This window comes from Butyricimonas sp. DFI.6.44, from assembly GCF_022132345.1.
GTDB classification, from domain to species: Bacteria; Bacteroidota; Bacteroidia; order Bacteroidales; family Marinifilaceae; genus Butyricimonas; species Butyricimonas muris.
The window spans coordinates 219,036-240,251 of the sequence record NZ_JAKNJD010000003.1 but is presented as its reverse complement, the minus strand read 5'-3'; the positions used below and the strand labels follow the sequence as shown (position 1 = coordinate 240,251).

The 21,216-nt window shown below is 45.3% G+C and carries 16 protein-coding genes and 1 pseudogene; 8 read left to right on the top strand and 9 right to left on the bottom strand.

Annotation, left to right across the window (positions count from 1 at the left end; all coding sequences use genetic code 11):
* Positions 1-43 precede the first annotated feature (43 nt).
* The 3 genes from L0M98_RS06110 to purN all read right to left on the bottom strand — a co-directional run bounded on the left by L0M98_RS06110 (position 44) and on the right by purN (position 5,442).
* On the bottom strand, positions 44-1,450 hold the full coding sequence (locus L0M98_RS06110; RefSeq protein WP_227216557.1) for an MFS transporter: 1,407 nt from the start codon (positions 1,448-1,450) through the stop codon (positions 44-46).
* Between the two features lie 89 nt (positions 1,451-1,539).
* Entirely contained in the window at positions 1,540-4,758 is a 3,219-nt protein-coding gene (locus tag L0M98_RS06105) for a S41 family peptidase (RefSeq protein ID WP_410492080.1), read from the bottom strand.
* Positions 4,759-4,872: 114 nt separating this feature from the next.
* Positions 4,873-5,442 (bottom strand): phosphoribosylglycinamide formyltransferase, encoded by a 570-nt coding sequence (gene purN / locus L0M98_RS06100; protein ID WP_099291524.1) that lies wholly within the window; start codon positions 5,440-5,442, stop codon positions 4,873-4,875.
* 171 nt (positions 5,443-5,613) lie between these two features.
* On the opposite strand from purN, the gene L0M98_RS06095 reads away from it, so the two are divergent.
* From L0M98_RS06095 to rnc, 3 genes are read left to right on the top strand one after another with little or no spacing between them, the layout of a single operon-like run.
* Positions 5,614-5,850 carry an acyl carrier protein gene (locus L0M98_RS06095; RefSeq protein ID WP_018337766.1) on the top strand — a complete coding sequence of 79 codons (237 nt, stop codon included), beginning with the start codon at positions 5,614-5,616 and terminating at the stop codon, positions 5,848-5,850.
* A 15-nt stretch (positions 5,851-5,865) separates the two neighbouring features.
* Positions 5,866-7,110: a beta-ketoacyl-ACP synthase II gene (gene fabF, locus L0M98_RS06090; RefSeq protein ID WP_227216555.1), complete on the top strand. Its 1,245-nt coding sequence runs from the start codon at positions 5,866-5,868 to the stop codon at positions 7,108-7,110.
* Between the two features lie 24 nt (positions 7,111-7,134).
* Positions 7,135-7,875, top strand: coding sequence for a ribonuclease III (gene rnc, locus L0M98_RS06085; RefSeq protein WP_227216553.1), 741 nt, complete (start codon positions 7,135-7,137; stop codon positions 7,873-7,875).
* A gap of 70 nt (positions 7,876-7,945) precedes the next feature.
* On the opposite strand, the gene efp is transcribed toward rnc, so the two are convergent.
* From efp to L0M98_RS06060, 5 genes and pseudogenes are all read right to left on the bottom strand, one after another.
* Positions 7,946-8,515 (bottom strand): elongation factor P, encoded by a 570-nt coding sequence (gene efp, locus L0M98_RS06080; RefSeq protein WP_099291522.1) that lies wholly within the window; start codon positions 8,513-8,515, stop codon positions 7,946-7,948.
* A gap of 159 nt (positions 8,516-8,674) precedes the next feature.
* A pseudogene (locus tag L0M98_RS06075) lies at positions 8,675-9,542 on the bottom strand (BRO-N domain-containing protein).
* A gap of 12 nt (positions 9,543-9,554) precedes the next feature.
* Entirely contained in the window at positions 9,555-10,436 is an 882-nt protein-coding gene (locus tag L0M98_RS06070; RefSeq protein WP_099291520.1) for a class I SAM-dependent methyltransferase, read from the bottom strand.
* Positions 10,437-10,451: 15 nt separating this feature from the next.
* Positions 10,452-11,138, bottom strand: a complete 687-nt coding sequence (gene tsaB, locus L0M98_RS06065; protein ID WP_227216551.1) for a tRNA (adenosine(37)-N6)-threonylcarbamoyltransferase complex dimerization subunit type 1 TsaB — start codon at positions 11,136-11,138, stop codon at positions 10,452-10,454.
* A 69-nt stretch (positions 11,139-11,207) separates the two neighbouring features.
* A complete protein-coding gene (locus tag L0M98_RS06060) occupies positions 11,208-11,783 on the bottom strand; it encodes an L-threonylcarbamoyladenylate synthase (RefSeq protein WP_099291519.1) in 576 nt (191 codons plus the stop codon).
* Between the two features lie 184 nt (positions 11,784-11,967).
* Here L0M98_RS06060 and L0M98_RS06055 point away from each other — a divergent pair, with 184 nt between their 5' ends.
* The 3 genes from L0M98_RS06055 (at position 11,968) to L0M98_RS06045 (ending at position 16,154) form a co-directional block, all read left to right on the top strand.
* Positions 11,968-13,212, top strand: a complete 1,245-nt coding sequence (locus L0M98_RS06055; RefSeq protein WP_227216549.1) for a helix-turn-helix domain-containing protein — start codon at positions 11,968-11,970, stop codon at positions 13,210-13,212.
* Positions 13,213-13,351: 139 nt separating this feature from the next.
* Positions 13,352-14,233, top strand: a complete 882-nt coding sequence (locus L0M98_RS06050) for a fimbrillin family protein (protein WP_227216547.1) — start codon at positions 13,352-13,354, stop codon at positions 14,231-14,233.
* A gap of 190 nt (positions 14,234-14,423) precedes the next feature.
* Positions 14,424-16,154, top strand: coding sequence for an ATP-binding protein (locus L0M98_RS06045; RefSeq protein WP_186976052.1), 1,731 nt, complete (start codon positions 14,424-14,426; stop codon positions 16,152-16,154).
* A gap of 63 nt (positions 16,155-16,217) precedes the next feature.
* Here L0M98_RS06045 and L0M98_RS06040 read toward each other — a convergent pair whose 3' ends face one another.
* A complete protein-coding gene (locus L0M98_RS06040) occupies positions 16,218-17,114 on the bottom strand; it encodes a diaminopimelate dehydrogenase (protein WP_227216545.1) in 897 nt (298 codons plus the stop codon).
* 357 nt (positions 17,115-17,471) lie between these two features.
* Between L0M98_RS06040 and L0M98_RS06035 the strand changes: the two genes are divergently transcribed.
* On the top strand, positions 17,472-18,947 hold the full coding sequence (locus L0M98_RS06035; protein ID WP_227216543.1) for a S8 family peptidase: 1,476 nt from the start codon (positions 17,472-17,474) through the stop codon (positions 18,945-18,947).
* A gap of 322 nt (positions 18,948-19,269) precedes the next feature.
* On the top strand, positions 19,270-21,150 hold the full coding sequence (locus L0M98_RS06030; RefSeq protein ID WP_227216541.1) for a methylmalonyl-CoA mutase family protein: 1,881 nt from the start codon (positions 19,270-19,272) through the stop codon (positions 21,148-21,150).
* The last annotated feature ends 66 nt before the right edge of the window (positions 21,151-21,216 follow it).

Below are 21,216 nucleotides of genomic sequence, written 5' to 3'. Positions count from 1 at the left end.
ACATGCCACAAATGTAAGCAAAATAGAAGCCCAAACTATCCCGTTAACTTTTTTTCTTGGCATTTCCCCGCAACAATTCCGGTTCGGGCAAAGATACCCGCGTGAAACTTACCACCGCGGCAACGAAGGCAAATATTCCGGCAAGGTACAAGGAAGCATAAGTTCCGTCGACGGGAAACATGACAAACATCAACGCCACGAGGGAGGCTCCCGTGGTCTGCCCTGTCAGACGGGACATCCCCAACATACCGCTGGCACTGCCACTCCGGTTTTGCGGCGCGGAGGATATTAATATACTGTTGTTGGGGGTTTGGAACAGCCCGAAACCAAAACCGCACATCACCATAAACAAGGCAATTCCCACCCCGGAGACTTTATCCGCCAAAACCGCCAACAAGAATAAGCCTCCCGCGAATATCGACAAACCGATTCCGCCCAATAGCCCGGCATGAACCCGTTCGATCAGTTTTCCCGCCAAAGGAGCCGCTATCATGGTGGCCAAGGGCCAAGGGGTAAGCAATATTCCGGTAGCGACCTCGCTCTTTCCCAGCGTGTGCTGCAAGAAAAAGGGCAGAGATACCATTGCCAGCATCTGGGCAACAAACGAACAAATGGAAGTACCCACCGAAAGCGAGAATATCGGGATACGCAACAAATCGACAGGCAGCAAAGGATAAGTTTGCGATAACTGCCGCCGCACGAAAAAATAACCGATCACGAATACCGCCGCAATCATCGGGAGCAATACTTTCCAGTTCATATCGTGGGTGAATCCCTCGATAGAGAAAATCAACAACCCGAAGGTCAGTGCATTCATGATACCGCTCTTCCAGTCGAACGTGCGTCCCGAGTCCTTCACCGGATTGGACGGAAGAAACTTGCACGACAAAATCAATGCCACGATCACGATCGGCACGTTGATCGCAAATAACCACGGCCACGAGGCAATGGAAAGGATTCCGGCGGCGATGGTCGGTCCCCCGGCTGCCGACACGGCAACGACCAAGGCGTTTATGCCCAATCCCCGCCCCAAGAAGCGACGGGGATAGATAATACGAATCAGAGTCGTGTTGACACTCGCCAACGCAGCAGCCCCGAATCCTTGGAAAACACGGGCAACGGTCAGTTGCGTCAAAGAAGTAGAAAGAGCGCACACCAGCGAGGTCACGCTGAATATCAGCAAGCCGGCAATATATACCCGCTTGTATCCCCAGATATCCCCCAAGGATGAGAGCGAGAGCAAGGACACTACTATCGCCAACTGGTACGCGTTCACGATCCAAATAGACATTGACGGCGTGGCATCCAAATCTCCGGCAATCGACGGTAACGCCACGTTGGCAATCGTACCGTCCAACACGGACACCGTGATTCCCATGGCAATCGCCAAGATTGCCCAATACCGCCTCGGGACGGGTATTCCGTCCCACTCAACCTCTTTTGTACTCATTTCCCTTTCAATTTACGCTACAAAATTACGAAATAAATCCAAGTTGGTTGCAAATTCGAGGTATACGGCTACATAAATAGCCTTTTATCCTACTTTTTCTTCCCGGACTTATCCGGGAAGGCGGGAATAGCCGGGATTTCTTTTTTCCCGGTTTTCAGTTTTTCGAGTATGATTCGGATGGCCCGGTTTAATTGCTCGTCATCACCCATGTATTCCAAGTAAGGATCGTTTTCCACGTCCACGTCGGGAGATACCCCCCTACCCTCGATGATAAACTCGCTGCCGTCAGCGGCATACGGGGCATACGAGGGGGTGACGATTGAACCGCCGTCCACGACACGAATGGAGCCGCTATACCCGACAACTCCGCCCCACGTGCGGCGTCCCACGACGGTACCCAATTTGTTGTACTTGAAACGATAGGGGAACAAGTCACCGTCAGAGGCCGAATATTCGTTTACCAGTAAGACTTTCGGACCGAGGAAGGTGCCCACGGGATTCACGGCGCCTTGAGTTTGATTCGTGTGCATGGTATAGAATGTCGGGGTACGCATCAGCCGCTCGGTAATCATAGGAGATACATTACCACCCCCGTTCCCGCGGTCGTCGATAATCAAAGCTTTCTTGTTCAACTGCGGATAGTAGTGCTTCACGAACTCGTTTAACCCGTCAACACCCATGTCCGGGATATGGATGTAACCCACTTCGCCGTTGGTTGCTTCTGCCACCTTGCGGATATTGTTTTGTACCCAATTATAGTAGTATAATTTCGATTCGTCGGCAAGCGGGGTGACCAGCACTTCCCGGGCGTCTTTCTCGTCGGGAGCGGAGTTTACCTTCAGGGAAACGGTTTTACCCGCCATGTCAACCAGTTCGGAAAACAGGTTATCGACGTCCTTCAACGATTTCCCGTTGATAGCCAAGATATATTCCCCTTCTTTTACTTCCACGCCCGGCATCGTCAACGGGGAACGGGTTGCTTCATTCCAGTTGGCTCCTTCGATAATCTTGGTCACTTGAAAATAGCCGGATTTGTCTTTCTTGAACTTGGCTCCCAGCAATCCCATTTTGATTCTCTCCGGGGCAGGAATCCGCCCGTTGACGGAATAAGCATGTCCCACGTTCAGCTCGGCGATCATTTCTCCTATGATATAAGTCAAATCCGTGCGGTGGTTGACGTAAGGTACCAATACCTTGTATTTTTCATACACGTGCTCCCAATCTACCCCGTGCATATTCTTGGCATAGAAGAAATCACGCATTTGTCGCCAACTCTCGTTGTATATCTGCATCCATTCCTGATGGTAGTCGATTACTTTTTTCACGTCTTTGGTCGGTACCGGAGAATTCACATCAGCCGAAAAGACCGGAACATCCAGCACTTGGAACGAGGAACCGGAGAACGCGATTGCCTTCTTGTAACCGGGAGAAAATTCCACGTACCCACCCAAGTCGGATTCACGCTTGCTACCCATGTCAAAGTACATGGTTCGACCGCCCCGGTTGTAATATACCCGGTTGCCGAGCATATGCACGTTATTATAATGATTGGAGGCAAGCACGGGCAATTCGACAAGGCGGTTGTTCAAGTTCGAGAAATCGTAAACCAATGCTTCTTCGGTCTTTTCATCTTTGACTTTTGTTCCCGTTTCTACCAGAACGACATCATTTTTCGGGGCAAAAGGCACCGAGGCGTTTTTTGCCAACGGCAACACGTACACTTTATTCATGTCGTTGTACACGTGATTCCATTCCGTACGGCTGTACGTGGGCGAAAAGGCTCGTGCCGACACGAACACGAGGTATTTGCCGTCGTCACTGAAGTTGGGTGAACTTGAACCGAACCAGCCGTCCGTGATTTGATGCTTTTCACCATTTGCCACGTTATAAACGATAATATTATCCATGCCGGCTTCCGGACGCACGTAAGTAATGTATTTGCTATCCGGCGACCAATTGTAAGAAGTCATCGAACGGATACCCGATTGCCCCACGATCTCACGCTTGCCGCTTTCCACGTCGGAGATATTCAAGGTATTCCCTTTCTCGCTCCACATGATTTTCTTGGAGTCGGGCGACCATTTGTAGTTAAAGATATAGCTTTTCAATCCTTTAATTAATTTCCGTTCCTTACCCGTGGCGGCATCCCGAAGATAAATATTAAATTCCCCGTCTTTATCGGACACGTAGCTGATATATTTCCCGTCGGGTGACCAGCCTGCCTGCATATCATTCGCGTCCGACGAGTTGGTAAGGTTATAGGTGATTCCTGTTTTGGCAGGCAGCGAAAAAATATCGCCATGAGCGGCAACGACCACCCGTTCCCCGCCGGGAGAAGTCGCCACGGTGGTAATCTGTCCGCTGACATCCGTCAGTTTCGGACGGGAATATACCTGATCGTTATCTACACGGATCGTGACTTTAGCCTCTTTTCCCGTCTGCAAGTCATAAGCATAGATGTAACCGCCCTGCTCGTAAACAATACGCTTATCCCCGATTGCCGGGAATTTTATATCATATTCCTTGTAGGAGGTAAGTTGTTTATCCTCTTTCGTGCTCACGTTGTAAGCGTAAAGATTCATCACGTTGTCCCGGTCGGATATATAATAAATCGTAGTCCCATCGGGCGACCACATAGGGATGATATCCTGCCGCACGTTATCGGTTATCTTTTCGGATTTCTTGGTAGTGAAGTCAAACACCCGTATGTCATCAGCCATACCGCCTTGATAACGCTTCCACGCACGAAATTCCCGCATGATATAGTTGTACGCCAGTTTTTTCCCGTCGGGAGAATAAGAGGCGAAACCACCGTTTTTCAAAGGCACCTCTTCAGACATTCCGCCCTCGACAGGTACCGTGAATAATTGTCCCGTGAAGTCATTGAAAGTATATCTCCGGGAACGATAGAGAATACGCTTACTGTCGGGAGTCCACCCGATGACGATATTATTGGGCCCCATGCGGTCACCCAAATCGTCCCGCCCCAGCGTAGCCGTGTAAGTCAATCGACGAGGCTCACCTCCTTCTACCGGGATCACGAATACTTCCGTGTTGCCGTCATACTGTCCCGTGAAAGCGATGTATTTCCCGTCCGGGGATATCCGGGGAAACATCTCGTACCCCACGTGGGACGTCAACCGACGTGCCGTACCACCCTCGGCTGACACGATATAAAGATCGCCCGCGTATGAAAATACCAACTTGTTCCCCACGCTATGCGGAAACCTTAATAATCTCGCTTCTTGAGCTTGCAGTATGAAGCCAATAAATAATAATCCCAGTAATACGGTAAACCTTCTCATCATAATTGAAAATTGAAAGTTGAAAATTGAACATGAATTACACGATTGACAAACATTAAATTCCACAATCGGCAATCATTCAATTTAAAATCTAAAATTTAAAATTAGAAAGACTCTTTAGAGTTTTTCCAACACTTCTTTTATCACTCGCGGAAAATGCTCGTATTCCAAGGCGTGTACTTTTTCCGCCAAGGTATCGGGGGTATCTTCAGGGGTGATGGTACATTTTGCTTGAAACAGGGCAGCCCCCTCGTCATAGTGACCGTTCACGTAGTGGATCGTGATGCCGCTTTCTTTTTCTCCCGCCGCGATGACGGCATCGTGCACGTGCATGCCGTACATTCCCTTACCGCCGTAAGAGGGTAAAAGCGCCGGATGGATGTTGACGATCCGGTCGGGATAAGCCTCAATAATAGCATCCGGGACCTTCCACATGAAGCCCGCCAACACGATAAAATCGATCTCCAGACGCCTCAACTCGTTTATTACTAAGTCGGAATGATAAAATTCATCCCGGTTAAACACGAAGGAAGGAACCCCCAATCGTTTCGCCCGTTCCAAAACGTACGCGTTCGGTTTGTTACAAAACACGATTTTCACGACATTTTCGGTGTCGTTTTCGAAATAATTAATGATGTTTTCGGCGTTAGAACCTGATCCAGAGGCAAATATTGCAACTTTTTTCATCTTGTAATCTATTAAATATCAAACGCATAAAGATAAGCAAGAGTTTATTCATGCCAAAAAATTTTCTAGGAAAAATAAATTCTCTAACTTTGCGCCCGAACTTAGAGAGTTATGACGTCTGTTATAGACGTTAGTGTGAATTTAAAAAATGTCTAATTAAAATTTAATGTTATGTCTGACATTCAAAACAGAGTTAAAGCTATCATCGTTGATAAATTAGGAGTTGACGAATCAGAAGTTACACCGGGTGCAACTTTTACAAATGATTTAGGCGCTGACTCTTTGGATACAGTAGAGTTGATCATGGAATTGGAAAAAGAATTCAATATTACTATTCCGGACGATCAAGCCGAGAAAATCGCTACCGTGGGTGACGCGATTGCATACGTTGAAGCTAACGCTCAATAATTTAATATTGATTTTATGAACCTCAAACGAGTAGTAATAACTGGTCTTGGTACTATCAATCCTTTAGGTCACAATGTGGCTGAATTTTGGGAAAACTTGAAAGCTGGCGTCAGTGGCGCCGGTCCTATTACTCGTTTTGATGCATCTAAATTTCGCACGCAATTCGCTTGCGAAGTTAAAAACTACGAGCCCACGGAATACTTCGACAAGAAGGAAGTCCGTAAAATGGATCTTTACAGCCAATTCGCTCTGATTTGTTCCAGAGAGGCTGTGAAAGATGCCGGACTCGATTTCTCGCAAGAGGACAGAAAGAGAATCGGAGTAATCTGGGGAGCAGGTATCGGGGGATTGGATACATTCTACGAAGAATGTAAAACATTTGCATTGGGAGACGGCACACCCAGATTCAACCCATTCTTTATACCCAAGATGATTGCTAACATGGGCGGAGCTATGATCGCTATAGAAGAAGGTCTGAAAGGCCCGAACTACACGACCGTATCAGCCTGTGCTTCATCCGCACACTCGTTAGTAGATGCATTAAATCTTATCCGGTTAGGAAAAGCAGACGTGATCATTGCCGGTGGATCGGAAGCAGCCATTACCCCCCCGGGAGTAGGCGGTTTCAACTCCATGAAGGCTTTGTCGACTCGCAATGACGACCCGAAAACGGCTTCCCGTCCTTTCGACGCGGATCGTGACGGTTTCGTGATTGGCGAGGGTGGTGCTTGCCTGATCGTGGAAGAGTACGAACATGCTGTTAAAAGAGGTGCCCATATCTACGCCGAACTCGCCGGCGGTGCTTCAAACTGTGATGCCTATCACATGACGGCTCCCGATCCGAACGGAGAAGGTGCCGCTGACGTGATGTTGCTCGCCGTAGAAGATGCCGGACTTACCACGCGAGACGTTGATTATATTAACGTGCACGGGACGTCAACCGGGTTAGGAGATGTGGCAGAACCTAAGGCCATTCAGAGAGCATTTGGAGAACACGCTTACGAGCTGAACATCAGTTCTACCAAATCAATGACAGGACATTTATTAGGCGCCGCCGGTGCCTTGGAGGCAATCGCTTGTGTCCTGGCTGTGAAAAACGACATTGTACCCCCTACCATTAATTTCAGCAATCTCGATCCGGAACTGGATCCGAAGCTGAATTTCACGTTCAATAAGGCTCAGGAAAGAAAAATCAATGTAGCCATTAGTAACACTTTCGGTTTCGGAGGTCACAATGCTTGCGTAGTGTTTAAAAAATAATCACTAACTAAAAACATTTGGAAAGTGATTAGTAAAATAATTCAATCCATAAAACTTTATCTTCATCGGAAAGAAAAGTTTTATGGATTGTCTATTACAGAATGGGGTTTTATACCCGGCAATAGAGGCTTGTACACCTTAGCATTGCTGCATAAATCGGCATCAAGATACACGAAAAGCGGAGCTGTCCTGAATTACGAGCGATTGGAATTTTTGGGAGACGCCGTTCTGGGAGCTATTGTCGCTGAAATTCTGTATAAATTCTTCCCCAACAAAGATGAAGGTTTCATGACCCGCCTGCGTTCCAAGATCGTGAGCAGGGAATCGTTAAACATCATCGCTATCAAAATGGGATTGAGCGAAGAGGTTATCGCCAAATCGGATATTTCCAAAAACAAACACATCTACGGGGATGTATTCGAGGCTTTCACCGGGGCAATCTATCTCGATCAAGGTTACGATAAGACAAAAGCATTTATCGAGAATTACATTTTCCCTCATTATGTGAATTTGGAAGACCTCGTTTACGTCGATAAGAATTACAAGAGCCGCCTTATCGAATGGGCACAGAAACAAAAAGCAGACCTTAAAATCGACACACTGGAAGGAAACGCCCGTCGCTCGAAATTCATCTGCACGATTACTATCGGCGAAACTATCATGGCACGAGGCGTGGGAGCATCCAAAAAAGAAGCGGAGCAAAACTCCGCCGAAAAGGTTATCCAAAAACTCCAAGCCGAAGCGAATGGAGAGATTGAAATCTAATTCAATTTTAGATTTTAAATTTCAAATTATTTTTTTCAATCTAAAATTTAAAATCTAAAATCGTAAATTACTAATCTCTCACGCGTTCCACGTATGTTCCATCCTCTGTTTTGATGCGGATTTTCTCACCGGTATTAATGAAGAGAGGAACCATTACTCTTGCCCCTGTTTCAACCTCAGCAGCTTTCAATGCCGTAGAAGAAGCAGTGTCGCCTTTCAATCCCGGCTCCGTGTAAGTTACCTCGAGAACAACTGTCGGCAATAATTCTACATACAAGGGAGTTTCCGTGTCAGCATGTACAACCATTTCAACAGCATCGCCTTCTTTCAAGAATTGAGGAGCGTTGATCAGATCTTTAGCGATTGGAATTTGCTCGTAAGTTTCGGTATGCATCATAATATAGTCTTCACCTTCCATGTACAGGAATTGATACGGGCGCCTTTCGATACGCACAACATCAATTTTTACCCCGGAAGTGAACGTATTCTCAAGCGTACGACCGGTCTTGATATTTTGCATTTTGGTTCTCACGAAAGCGGGTCCTTTACCGGGCTTCACGTGTTGAAACTGTACAATTCTGTATAAATCGTCTTTGAAAACGATGCATAATCCATTTCTAAAATCAGCGGTAGTTGCCATCTAGTATTATTTTTTAGATTTAATATTTTTCATTGAGGGTGCAAAGATAAGAAAATCAGCATAAATCTGAAAATTTTAGATTTACTATTTTAAATCGCGGATTCCAAAGATATAAAGTTAGAACGATGGATGATTCTCGAGCAAGTGATTTTTTTATTCTTATTCAAGTTCCGGTGTTTCTTGATGATCATTTTTCTTTTCTCCCGAATCATCAAGCTGCAAATGCTTCTTAGCGTTTAATGGAGAAATTATATTCTTACCTGTTTGGGCTTCGATTTCTTTCCGGGTATACCCGCTATTCGTCCCCCTTGTTGAGCAACCCGTTGACTTTCTTCAAAGGATTCCGGTTTTCTTTCTTTCGAGATTTCAGTTGTCGTGGCTTCGGCAAGCATATTCAAGATCAACTCCATGTTAGTCATATTATCCCGGAGATTTTCTTTCTTCAGTCCTTTAAACTGCTTGTATTCTCTGGTTGTCATTCCAGCCCAAGCTTGTGTTATGATATCCGTCAGCGTCGCGAATTGTTGCCCTTCTTTTACACCCCGGTGTTTCCACTCGTCGGTGGTTCTTTGCGTACCTCAATACTTTTCAAACGTTGATTTATCCAATCGTCAGAATATCCCAATCGTTTGTAATCCAGCATGGCTTGCTCGATCGACAGTTCAGGATCCTGTAATTGGTCTAAACGTTCCTTGGCAACTTGCGCCATCCACAATTTAAACGGTTCTGCTTTAGGGGAAGGAATGGATTGAATTAACCGGAATAGTTGTTCAGTATCTGCAACATCAGTCATTCGCATTTTCCCGTATGTAGCCTTTAACTTCAACTGGTGACAATTTGTCACCGTTTCATTTCCTTCTTCTTTAAGACGTTGTTTTAATTTATTCCAATACTTACGCCCATCAGTACTTTCTGTTAAAATACCAACTACATCCACGATAGAAAAATACCATTTCTCCTGTTCGCTATCTCAAACGGTACAGACTTTTCTCGCTTCAAATAATTGTACAGCTTCTTTTGGTGTCATAACTTCTTCTTATTAACGCCATAATCTATAATACACCCCCAACGGTAACGCTTTTTCAAATGAATCGGTAAAATACAATTCACCGAATTGTTCGCCACGACATTCCCCGACCAACTGACGCACCACGCTTCGGGCTAATAAGGCTGACAGTCCCATAGAGTATAAATTCAACACCAAAAAGCTGTTCGTCGGTTCCAACAACTGACCACAAAGGGTTATCAATTCGTTTATATTCTCCTCGAGTACCCATTTCTCGCCATTCGCACCGCGTCCATAGGCAGGCGGATCAAGAATAATCCCGTTATATTTTTTCCCTCGCCGCACTTCCCGATGCACGAATTTCAAAGCATCCTCCACGATCCAACGTACCCCGTCCAAACCGGAAGCTTCCATGTTTTCCCGTGCCCAAGACACCACGGGTTTCACCGAATCGACGTGAGTAACATCCGCCCCCGCACTCTTCGCAGCTAAAGTAGCCCCTCCCGTGTAAGCAAACAAGTTCAGCACTTTCGCCCCCGTGCCGATCCGTTTCACTTGCTCGAATATAAAATCCCAGTTCTCCGCCTGTTCCGGGAATATCCCCACGTGCTTGAAAGAAGTCAACCCCAAACGCATCCGGAGAGCCATGTCCCCGTACCGGTAGTTCACGAACCACTGCTGTAACATTTTCGGTTTACAAACCCACTCTCCCCGATCCTCGTTCTTCTTGTCTTTCTTGAAATAAGCATCCGCCCGTTGATGCCATTCCTCGTCGGAAAGCGATTTATTCCATATAGCCTGCGGCTCCGGTCGTGCAATCACGTAACGTCCGAAACGTTCCAATTTCTCGAAAGCACCACTATCTATCAACTCGTAATCCGTCCAATGCGACGGGTTCAATAATTTTATATTCATCACAAATAATTTTTATCACAAAACTTTTCGCTTCGGCACGGTAGCCACGAAATCCTTCAAATAAAAAGGCTCAAAATAAGCCACATCCTCAAAATCTCCCGCCTCGAATTTCCGTTCGGCAAGCAGTGTCATATTAGCCGCGGAAGTTTCTACTCCCGGAATAAATTCAGCATTCGGGTGGCGTATAACCTCCTTTACCTTATCACTCCCGTTCCCGAAGAAAAACATCTTATGCCCATCCAACAAATCGGCAAACGCACCCTCCTCTATTACTTCGGCATGAATATCCCTCACGGTAATCCCCTCCCGATCAAAAACCGCCGTGTACACTTCCATGCGACGAGCATCAATCATCGGGCAATAATACCCGCCTTCGCCTTTCCTTGCGGCAACGGCATTCGCCAGAGCTTCCAAGGTACTCACGGCTATCAAGGGCTTGCCCGCACCGAAACAAATTCCCTTGGCTAAAGAAACTCCTATACGCAACCCCGTGTATGAACCGGGTCCCATACTCACGGCAACCGCATCCAGATCATTCGCGGTCAAACCGTTTTCCTTCAGCAAATCATCCGCATACACGCCTAATAAAGTAGAATGATTGAAACCCTCGTTATTCTCTTTCAACGCGATCACCTTCCCCTCCCGGGCTATTGCCACGGAGCAAATATCCGTGGAGGTATCGATATTTAAAATTAAAGCCATAAAACAATTGAAAATTGAAAATTGAAAATTGAAAATGAATGCCATCCACAACTTCCAAAATTCAGGTTATTATTTTCTGATGATTTGGATTTCTCCGCCCGCGCCCAGCTTGATGATACTGGAAGGGGCGGGATTAGCGGTTTCTCCCTGACGGTAATCCACCACGTGATCCACTGCCGCTTTCACGGCATCACTGATCTCGGCAAAACACTTCGGGGAAGGCTCACCACTGATGTTCGCAGAAGTTGACACGATGGGTCTATGGAAACGGTAAAGCAACGCTTTCGTGAAAGCCTCCGAGGTGATCCGGATGCCGATTGTTCCATCCGTCGCAATCAGATTCTTTGCCATATTCTTCGCACCCGGGTAAATAACCGTCATCGGTTTGTCGTTCACCTCCAATAAATCGTAAGCGATATCCGGTACCGTCACGTAAGAAGCCAATTTCCCGACATCATCCAACAAAACCAACATGGCCTTGGAGTCTTCCCGGTGCTTCAACTCGTACACCTTTTTCACGGCGTCCTCGTTCGTCGCGTCACAGCCGATACCCCATATCGTGTCCGTCGGGTAAAGAATTACCCCACCGTTTCGTAAGATTTCGCAAGCCTTGCGAACTTCTTCTTTTAGTTTTTCATCATTCATGAAACCTGATTCTAATATAGATGGGACGAAAGTACAAAGTTTACGGCAGGATGTCAATTTTTAAAGAATCAATTTTAATCCCTTTTGTTAATTAACATTCCAAACGCTCAAACACCCTCGAAATAGACACAATTTGTATTATATTTGCCACGTCAAAGAAGGTAAATCGACAACATTGCGCGACATGATGAATGATAGTCTATTTTCGGCAACATTCTGGATGTATTTTTCATACGTCCTCTCTTTTGTTATACCCCTGTTCTGCGGTATCACGTTACTGATCTTAAAGGGAGCCGCGTATAGTGAAGAAGCCGGAATGCATCCCCGCCGAGTACTGGGAGTCGTGCTCACATTCTCCGGCTTGCTTTTCATCCCCGACATGATTCAAGATATACACGCGTACCGAACAAACGAGTTCTTCTTGCCCGGGTTTGATATCACGATCCATTTATTTTTGATCCCCATGTATTTCTTCTATTTCCGGAAACTCACGAAACCGGAAAAAATAGCCCGGGAGAAAATCTGGTTACATTTCATACCGGGTATCGTCATGCTTGTCGCGGGTCTGTTACTTTTCCCTCTTGAAGAAAAAGAGAGCCTTTTTCAACGAGAGTTCTATGATAAAAACTCTCTCTTTTCCATTTTTCGATATATCTGTCTGACGATTCAGGCTTCCATGATTACCGTGTACACCTCGCGTATCCTCAAATTAAAACGGGAACACGTTCAAACCGTGGAAGAAAACTATTCTTCCAAAGAAAATATAGACCTCCGCTGGCTGAATCATGCCATCCCCTTGGCTATTCTCTATGCTGTAATCATGCTTTGTACATCTTTTACCCAAGCGGTATGGAGCAATTACCTTGTTCATCTTAGTTTTATCTGTTTCGTGCCCTACCTTTTCATCCACGCCCTCAACGAACCGTATATATGCTATACCCCTCAACACGCGCAAGTCAAGGAAGAGCCGCTTCCCCCGTGTGAAGTAAAAAGCTGTCCGGATGAACTGACAATAGAACAAGAGAACGAAATATCACCCGTTTTCCCCCCTCTTCCCGAAAAATACCTGAAGAACTTAGGGATGAAAAGAGAGAAGATGAAAGACGAACTTGTTCATCTTTTCGACGAGAAAGAAATATACACGAACGGGAACCTCACCATAAACGACGTTGCCGCACTTCTCGGGACAAACCGTACTTATATCTCGAATCTCATCAATAACGAATTCGGTTTTAGTTTCTACCAATTCGTCAATAAATACCGTATCCAGAAAGCGACCATTCTATTCATCGAACATCCCGAAATGCAAATTCAAGAGGTCGCCTCTCTGGTTGGTTTCAACTCGCTTTCCTCTTTTATCTCCTCCTTTAAACTCAACGAAGGCATTACCCCCAAGCAGTGGAAACAGCGATACGTAGAATATTCCTGAAAATTACGAATACGTACAAAATTTAAAATTCATACAAAACGATAGCGAAAAAGTAAATAGAATTTGTTTTTTACATATTACTCATCCCCCTTTCCAAAAACAACTCACATTTGCAGAAGCAAAATTAAAACTTCAAGATATGAAAAAAATGATTTTCTCTTTACTTGCCATAGCAGCTATGACAAGTTGTACTACAACTTCAGAAGATGAAATTGACCCGAATGCTCCGGTGGAGATAAAATTGAATGCAGGAGTAGAAGCTTTAGCACGTGCAGAAGTGACTCTAACAACCGGGATAGCTAGTGGTGTACAATTCGCTCGAATTGATGGAACAACCACAGATTGGACAACAATATCCACCATTTCTCTAACAGGTTCAATTGCCGCAATCACGGGTACAATCACATTTAATCCCTCTCAATACTATCCCGTAGATGGAAGTAATACAAATATCGTAGGTTTTTATCCAGCTGCAACAAGTATTACAGATGGAGTTGCGAGCATGACAATTACAGGACAAGAAGATGTAATTTATGCAAATCCTACCTCCGGTAGTAAAGGAGCTCCAATGACCTCTATAGCTTTCAACCATTTACTGACACAATTCAATTTTGCAATAAAAAGAGAAGCAGCTTCAACAGATGACGATATTACAAATGTATCGGTAACAATAAAAGATGCCAACACGACATTCAAATTAGCCTTAGCAGATGGAACATTATCAGATTGGAATACAGCAGTATCAACGATTATACCAATAACAAACGGAACAGCTACCACAACTACTTCTACTGCAACTCAAAAAATAATGTTACAACCGAAAATGTCATCAATCACACTTACGGTGTCTGCCGATAAATATGACGCACAAGACATTACAATTCAAGGAACAGACGAAAATAAATTTCAAGCTGGAAAAGCTTACACGATAACCTTAACCTTTAAAGGAACTGGGATTGCCCCGAGTGCGGCTATTACAGTATGGGAAGATGGTACCGCAGGTGGTGCAGACGTTGAATAAGCCATATAATATTAAGAATATTATCTCAAAAAGAGAGTAAATTTCATTTGAAGTTCCCCCTAAAAGTGTTTCTGTCTTTTAGGGGGAACTTTGTATCCCTCCCAACTTTCTTTCCCATTCCTTGTTCTTTCAAGCAGAAAGAGTTACTTTTGTACTAACTCACGGGTACAAACTAAAAACTGGAGCAGTTATGGAAAATATAAAAAAAATCCCTTATGGAATCTCCAACTTCGTGGAAGTAGTAGAACAAAACCAATATTACGTGGATAAAACCGCGTACCTGCCCCTATTAGAAGAGCAACCCTCCAATTTATTCTTTATCCGTCCCCGCCGTTTCGGGAAGAGTATTTTCCTAAGTATGCTACGGGCGTATTACGATATCAATCAAAAAGGTGCATTTCAGAAACGATTCGGGAATCTTTGGATAGGTTCGCACCCCACGCCATTACAAGGAAAGTTCCAAATACTTTACCTCGATTTCTCGCGTGTAGGTGGGTTCGGGGGGACATTGGCTCAAAACTTTGATGATTATTGCAGTGGTGGTCTGGATGATTTCGCCCAGATTTACGAGTCATACTATTACCCGGGATTCAGAAGCGAGATGAAAGAACAATCCGGCTTCAGCAACAAGTTGAACTTTTTGGACAGAAAAGCACGCAATACCGATGCATCGCTCTACCTCATTATCGACGAGTATGACAACTTCACCAACGTCGTCCTCAACGAACAAGGCAATGAAGTATATCACGCCCTGACACACGCTAGCGGGTTCTACCGCGAGATTTTCAAGAAATTCAAAGGTATGTTCGAGCGCATCTTCATGACCGGGGTCAGTCCCGTGACCTTGGACGACCTAACCAGCGGGTTCAACATCGGCTGGAATATCAGTACTGACTTCCAATTCAACATGATGCTGGGATTCAGTGAAAAAGATGTTCGCGAAATGATTCTATATTATAAAAATGCCGGACAACTACCGACTGACCTAGACATAGAAGCCATGATAGCGGAAATAAAGCCGTGGTATGATAACTACTGCTTCGCGGAAGAAAGCTTGGAACGCGACCCGAAGATATTCAATTGTGACATGGTGTTCTATTACCTGCGTCATTACATGACTCTTGGAAAATCACCGAAAGAAATGATAGACCCCAACACTCGCACGGATTACAACAAAATGAAACGGCTCATCCAACTGGATCGTTTGGACGGTGACCGAAGAGGCGTGTTGCGTAAAATAACCGAAGAGGGGCAGATAGTCACCAACCTGGTAACTACCTTTTCGGCAGCCAAAATAGCAGACCCTGAGATATTCCCCAGCCTGTTGTTCTATTATGGCATGTTGACCATCACCGCCACACGCGGAAGTGATTTGGTACTGGGGATTCCAAACAACAACGTCCGTAAGCAATATTACGAATTTATGCTGGAAGAGTACCAAAACAGGAAATATATTAATTTGAACAAGCTGGGTTCGATGTTCTACGACATGGCTTATGACGGTCATTGGCACGAGGCATTGACATTCATCGCCCAAACCTACAAAGAAAATTCCTCCGTCCGTGACACCATTGAAGGAGAACGTAATATCCAAGGATTCTTCACCGCCTACCTGAGCACGAATGCTTACTACCTGATTGCCCCGGAAGTGGAATTGAATCATGGCTATTGCGACTTGTTCCTGATGCCTGACTTACAACGTTATAAAGTGAAGCATAGTTACATACTGGAATTAAAATACCTATCCGCGAAAGACTCCGAAGCAAAAGCCGGAACGCAATGGCTGGAAGCCGTGGAACAGATAAAAAGATACGCCGTGGCTCCGCGTGTGAAACAATTGGTTCAAGGCACAGCCTTGCATTGCATCGTGATGCAGTTTCGGGGGTGGGAATTGGAACGGATAAATGAAATCGTAATATAAAATAGCGGCTTCCCCATCTGTCACAAGCAGAGAAGCCGCTAATATATATTACCCGACAGAAATTTACACCAGATGCCTGATCAACTCCGTCCGATCGCCATACAGCATATCAATCACCGGAATCTCTATCAGCGTGTAACATCCCGGTTGTTGCTTCATGGAAGCGCGGGCGGTAGCCACGAGTATTTGTCCCGTCAGTGCCGGATTATTGATTTTCATATCAAATTCAAACAACTGATTCTGAGTCTTACCGGATACGCCTTTGCGGGTAAGATTCACGCCATGCCCCATATCTTTCAGGTTATCCACGCTCTCCACCTGCATCACGTGTGTTTCGTCATGCACGAAATAAGGATCGGTTTTGATAGCTTCCGCCACGGTCTTGAAATCGTATCCATCCTCCAATTCGACATACACCATACGACGATGAATACCCGTTCCCACTGGAATAGTCATCGAAAGAGCGGCTTTTACACCTTTCACGGCTTTCACGGCAACGGTATGTCCCATGCTCATGCCCGGACCGAAATTTGTATATGTAATCCCTTTCGGGGCGCAAGCCTCCAACAAGGCACGTACCACGGAGTCGCTTCCCGGGTCCCAGCCGGCTGAAATAACAGCCACTTTCCCGTGTTTCCGGGCAACCTCACCCAAACGTTTATGTAATCCGGTAATTTCCGTGTGAATATCGAAACTATCCACCGTGTTGATTCCCATGGCTAAAATTCGGGAAGCGTATTCCTCCACGCTACGAGTGGGGGTACACAAGATTGCCACATCAACATCTTTGACTTGAGCAATATCCGACACGACCAAATAGTCCTTCAACTCCACCGGGACATTCGCTGCATCCCGACGTACCACTCCTGCCACTTCAAAGTCGGGGGCCGCCTCCAGTGCGTCCAACACGTAGTGACCGATATTGCCATACCCGACAATGGCTGCTCTAATTTTCTTCATGTGTTTTTTGCTTTTAAAATTAACGTCGCAAATTACGAAATAATATTTTCCCGACAAAAGACAAGAACATGGAATTCACCCGATTGTTAAATAATCCACACCTGTTCTCCCGAGTAAAAAAAATTCAACACGTGAAAGACTTGTTCAGATTTAGTTCTCTATCAAAGGCAGGTATCCATCCTCTATCCCGGTAATGACATTCTCTCGCCCCCGGCAAGAAAGTCGGATGTACAAATATCATTAATTTATAGATTCACAATAGACCTTTTTAAGATTTTCCGGTACTTCATAAGATAAAGGTACAATCCTTATCCCTATTAATGAACGATGTTTAATGTATAATTTCAAATCAATAGTATGAAGATTATAATGTTTACTTTGGTAGTACTTTTCTGTGTGGCAGAGGGCGTTTCAGCTCAGGCTAAAGGAGTTTCGACAGCTTTTAAGGAGATAAAGAAGCCTCCCGTAGATTGGCCGTTGCTCTCGTTCTCAAAGGATTCTGTCTACGGTATGGAGGTTGAGCGGGCTTACGAGTTTTTAAAAGATAAACCGAAAAAGAGGAAAGTTATCGTGGCGGTTATCGATTCGGGAACAGACATTGACCACGAGGATCTAAAGGCCAATTTGTGGGTGAACCCGAAAGAGATTCCCGGTAACGGCATAGACGACGACGGAAATGGTTACGTGGATGATATTCATGGCTGGAACTTCCTTGGTAAAAGTGACGGAACGGTAATCGGACGAGGGGTTGACGAAAGAAACCGTTACTTCATGCTACACCGCGAACGTTATGACGAGTTATTCGCGAAGAAACGAAATAAACGGGAAGAAAAGGAATTTACCCGCTCGCGTGATCTTTTTCAAACATCTCCCGTGGGAAAGATATATCTTGAACTGGAAAAAGCAAAAGAAGAGGGTGACGAAGTAAAAATAGCGAACGTGGAAAAGCATTTCACGGATCTGTTCGGTCCCATGCAGGACCACCGCCCTTTGATCGGTGACAATCTAGAAAACGTGAATGATCGTTTTTACGGGAATAACATTCTTTGGTCGGCTTCGTTACACATTCGGGTACGGGATCATGGCACACACGTCGCGGGAATCATCGGTGCCGAACGAGGTAACGGTATTGGAATAGACGGTGTTGCCAATCACGTGGAATTGATGATTGTACGAGCAATCCCGGATGGAGACGAATATGACAAAGATGTGGCGAATGCCATTCGTTACGCGGTGGACAACGGGGCAAATATTATAAACATGAGTTTCTCGAAATGGATGTCTCCACGGGAAAAATGGGTACAAAAGGCGTTAGCGTACGCGGAAAAGAAAGGTGTCCTGCTCGTGCGAGGGGCAGGGAATAGCAGTATAAACGCCGACAGTATTACCCTTTACCCCAAGCCCTATATTGGGAAAAGACGAATCCGCTCGTTCTTGATTGTCGGGGCATCTGATGTACAAGGTAATCCGGCAATATTTTCAAATTTCGGGCAGAAACAGGTTGACGTGTTTGCACCGGGTGAATCGATTAATTCCACCGTCTCGGGGAACAAATATTCCCAACAAGGCGGAACTAGCATGGCTTCACCGATGGTGGCAGGGGTAGCGGCGATATTAATGGCATATTATCCGGAATTGTCCGCCATTCAAGTGAAGAATATTATCATGCAAACGGCAGTCACCCGGCGAGGCGACACCGTGTCCCGGTCATTGGGATATTCCCTGTATAGCGGAACAGTGCAAATTCCTTTCGCGTCACTCTGCATCGCGGGTGGAATCGTGAACGCGTATGAAGCCGTGAAGATGGCAGACCAAATCGTGAACAAGAGATAAGGCGAAATGGAGAACTCAACGCCCCCCGTGTAAGGGGGAGTTAGAGGGGTAGTTTACCAAGCACTCAATTCAAAATAGATTGGGGAAGTCCTGAATTCCTGCAAAAATTCTTTAAATAAAAGCACTTGTTACCGGACATAATCTAAAATCTAAAATCATTAAATCTAAAATTACCCCTCCCTTCCAACTCTTAAAAAGACTTATAATCCAATCAAGGGGTAGAAATAAAGAAGAATTTCTTTTTTATTTATACAAAAACGCCTAATTTTGCCTTTCGTTTTTAATAACAAACAGTTACAGAATAAATACATAAAAATCTATTATGGCAGAGAATGTAAACGAAAAGCTTTTCAATGAATTTGCACCCAACACGACACAGGAGTGGAAGGACAAAGTCATTGCAGACCTAAAAGGGGCTGACTTCGATAAAAAGCTGGTTTGGAGAACAAACGAGGGTTTCAACGTGCAGCCGATGTACCGGTTGGAAGACATGGAAAACCTCAAGAACTTAGCGTGCTTCCCGGGAGAATATCCTTTCGTGAGAGGTAATAAAAAAGACAACAACGCGTGGTTTGTACGCCAAGACATCATGGTAGAGGATGTTGCCGAGGCAAACAAGAAAGCGTTGGATATTTTGAACAAAGGTGTTGACTCTCTCGGTTTCGTACTTTCCAATTGCAAGAATTTCACGAAAGCCGACATGGCCGCTCTTTTAAAAGACATTTGTCTGGAATGCATCGAAATCAATTTCGTGGCTTGCTGCAACAAGGTAGCTATCTTGAATCTGTTCAAGGAATATGTTACCGAAAAAGGTATTGATCCGGAAAAAATTAAAGGTGGAATCAACATCGACCCGATCAGCAAACTCCTTTTGCAAGGTAAATTCTGCGACGCCAAACCGTTTGACGTTGTAAAAGCCGCAACCGAAAGTACCGCTGCCCTGAAAAACTTCAAGACCATTGAAGTGGGTGGATACGTGTTCAATAACTCGGGAGCTTCCATCGTGCAAGAACTCGGGTTCAGTCTGGCTGCCGGAGTAGAATACTTAAACAATTTGACTGACGCCGGAATGGACGTGAAGGACGTCGCTCCCCGCGTGCGTTTCCACTTCGCTACCGGTTCAAAATATTTCATGGAAATAGCCAAACTGAGAGCAGCCCGTTACTTGTGGGCAAAGATCGTGAAGGCTTACAATCCTTGCTGCGACTGCGTGTGCAAGATGAATATCCACGCTGAAACATCAGAATGGAACAAGACGGTTTACGACCCGAACGTGAACATGCTCCGCACACAAACGGAAACCATGTCCGCGACACTTGGCGGTGTTGACTCGTTCACGGTTCACCCGTACGACTATATCTACGAATGCCATCCTTCCGAATTGGGAGAACGCGTGGCTCGTAACCAACAATTATTGTTGAAAGAAGAATCTCATTTCGATAAGATCGTTGACCCGGCAGGTGGTTCATACTACATCGAGGAATTGACCCAATTCATTGCCGAGGCTGCTTGGAAATTATTCCTCCAAGTACAGGAACAAGGCGGAATGGTAAAAGCGATCGAGAACGGGTTCGTTCAGGCAGCCGTGAAAGCTACCGCACAGAAAAGAGATCAGGATATCGCTAACCGGAAAGAAAACTTCTTGGGTACGAACCAATTCCCGAACTTCAACGAAAAAATTGACCGTGAACTTTGCGCTTGTATCCTAGAGCCGGAAGACGAAACCGCACCGGATGCAGTGGTAGAAACATTGAAACCCTACCGTGGAACACAAGCGTTCGAGGCTATGCGCTTGAGAACCGACATGTTCGCGAAAGAGAACGGACACCGTCCGGTGGTTTACATGTTGCCGATGGGAAATTTAGCTATGCGTAAAGCCAGAGCTCAATTCGCTTGCAACTTCTTCGCTTGCGCCGGATTCCAAGTAATGGACAACAACGGGTTCAAGACAGTTGAAGAAGGTGCTAAAGCATGTATCGACAATAAGGCAGACATCGTGGTAATTTGTAGCTCTGACGACGAGTACGCAACGATTGCCCCGGAAGTTTACGCTGCGTTGAAAGACAAGGCAATCATCGTGGTTGCCGGTAACCCGGAAAGCAGACCTCAATTGGAAGAGGTTGGTATCAAGCACTACGTTCACGTGAAATGCAACGTGCTGGAAGACTTGAAAGCATACCAACAACTATTGGGAATTAAATAATTTTAGATTTCAGATTTTAGATTTTAGATTGAAAAATCAAGAATCGTAAATCGTAAATTATAAATC

Excerpts from the sequence above, each read along its gene's own strand:
- L0M98_RS06095 (WP_018337766.1), top strand. The coding sequence starts at position 5,614 with ATGTCTGACATTCAAAACAGAGTTAAAGCTATCATCGTTGATAAATTA.
- L0M98_RS06105 (WP_410492080.1), bottom strand. The coding sequence starts at position 4,758 with ATGATGAGAAGGTTTACCGTATTACTGGGATTATTATTTATTGGCTTC.
- L0M98_RS06110 (WP_227216557.1), bottom strand. The coding sequence starts at position 1,450 with ATGAGTACAAAAGAGGTTGAGTGGGACGGAATACCCGTCCCGAGGCGG.
- L0M98_RS06030 (WP_227216541.1), top strand. The coding sequence starts at position 19,270 with ATGGCAGAGAATGTAAACGAAAAGCTTTTCAATGAATTTGCACCCAAC.
- L0M98_RS06040 (WP_227216545.1), bottom strand. The coding sequence starts at position 17,114 with ATGAAGAAAATTAGAGCAGCCATTGTCGGGTATGGCAATATCGGTCAC.
- L0M98_RS06060 (WP_099291519.1), bottom strand. The coding sequence starts at position 11,783 with ATGAATGATGAAAAACTAAAAGAAGAAGTTCGCAAGGCTTGCGAAATC.
- purN (WP_099291524.1), bottom strand. The coding sequence starts at position 5,442 with ATGAAAAAAGTTGCAATATTTGCCTCTGGATCAGGTTCTAACGCCGAA.
- L0M98_RS06050 (WP_227216547.1), top strand. The coding sequence starts at position 13,352 with ATGAAAAAAATGATTTTCTCTTTACTTGCCATAGCAGCTATGACAAGT.
- L0M98_RS06035 (WP_227216543.1), top strand. The coding sequence starts at position 17,472 with ATGAAGATTATAATGTTTACTTTGGTAGTACTTTTCTGTGTGGCAGAG.
- fabF (WP_227216555.1), top strand. The coding sequence starts at position 5,866 with ATGAACCTCAAACGAGTAGTAATAACTGGTCTTGGTACTATCAATCCT.
- L0M98_RS06070 (WP_099291520.1), bottom strand. The coding sequence starts at position 10,436 with ATGAATATAAAATTATTGAACCCGTCGCATTGGACGGATTACGAGTTG.
- tsaB (WP_227216551.1), bottom strand. The coding sequence starts at position 11,138 with ATGGCTTTAATTTTAAATATCGATACCTCCACGGATATTTGCTCCGTG.
- L0M98_RS06055 (WP_227216549.1), top strand. The coding sequence starts at position 11,968 with ATGATGAATGATAGTCTATTTTCGGCAACATTCTGGATGTATTTTTCA.
- efp (WP_099291522.1), bottom strand. The coding sequence starts at position 8,515 with ATGGCAACTACCGCTGATTTTAGAAATGGATTATGCATCGTTTTCAAA.
- L0M98_RS06045 (WP_186976052.1), top strand. The coding sequence starts at position 14,424 with ATGGAAAATATAAAAAAAATCCCTTATGGAATCTCCAACTTCGTGGAA.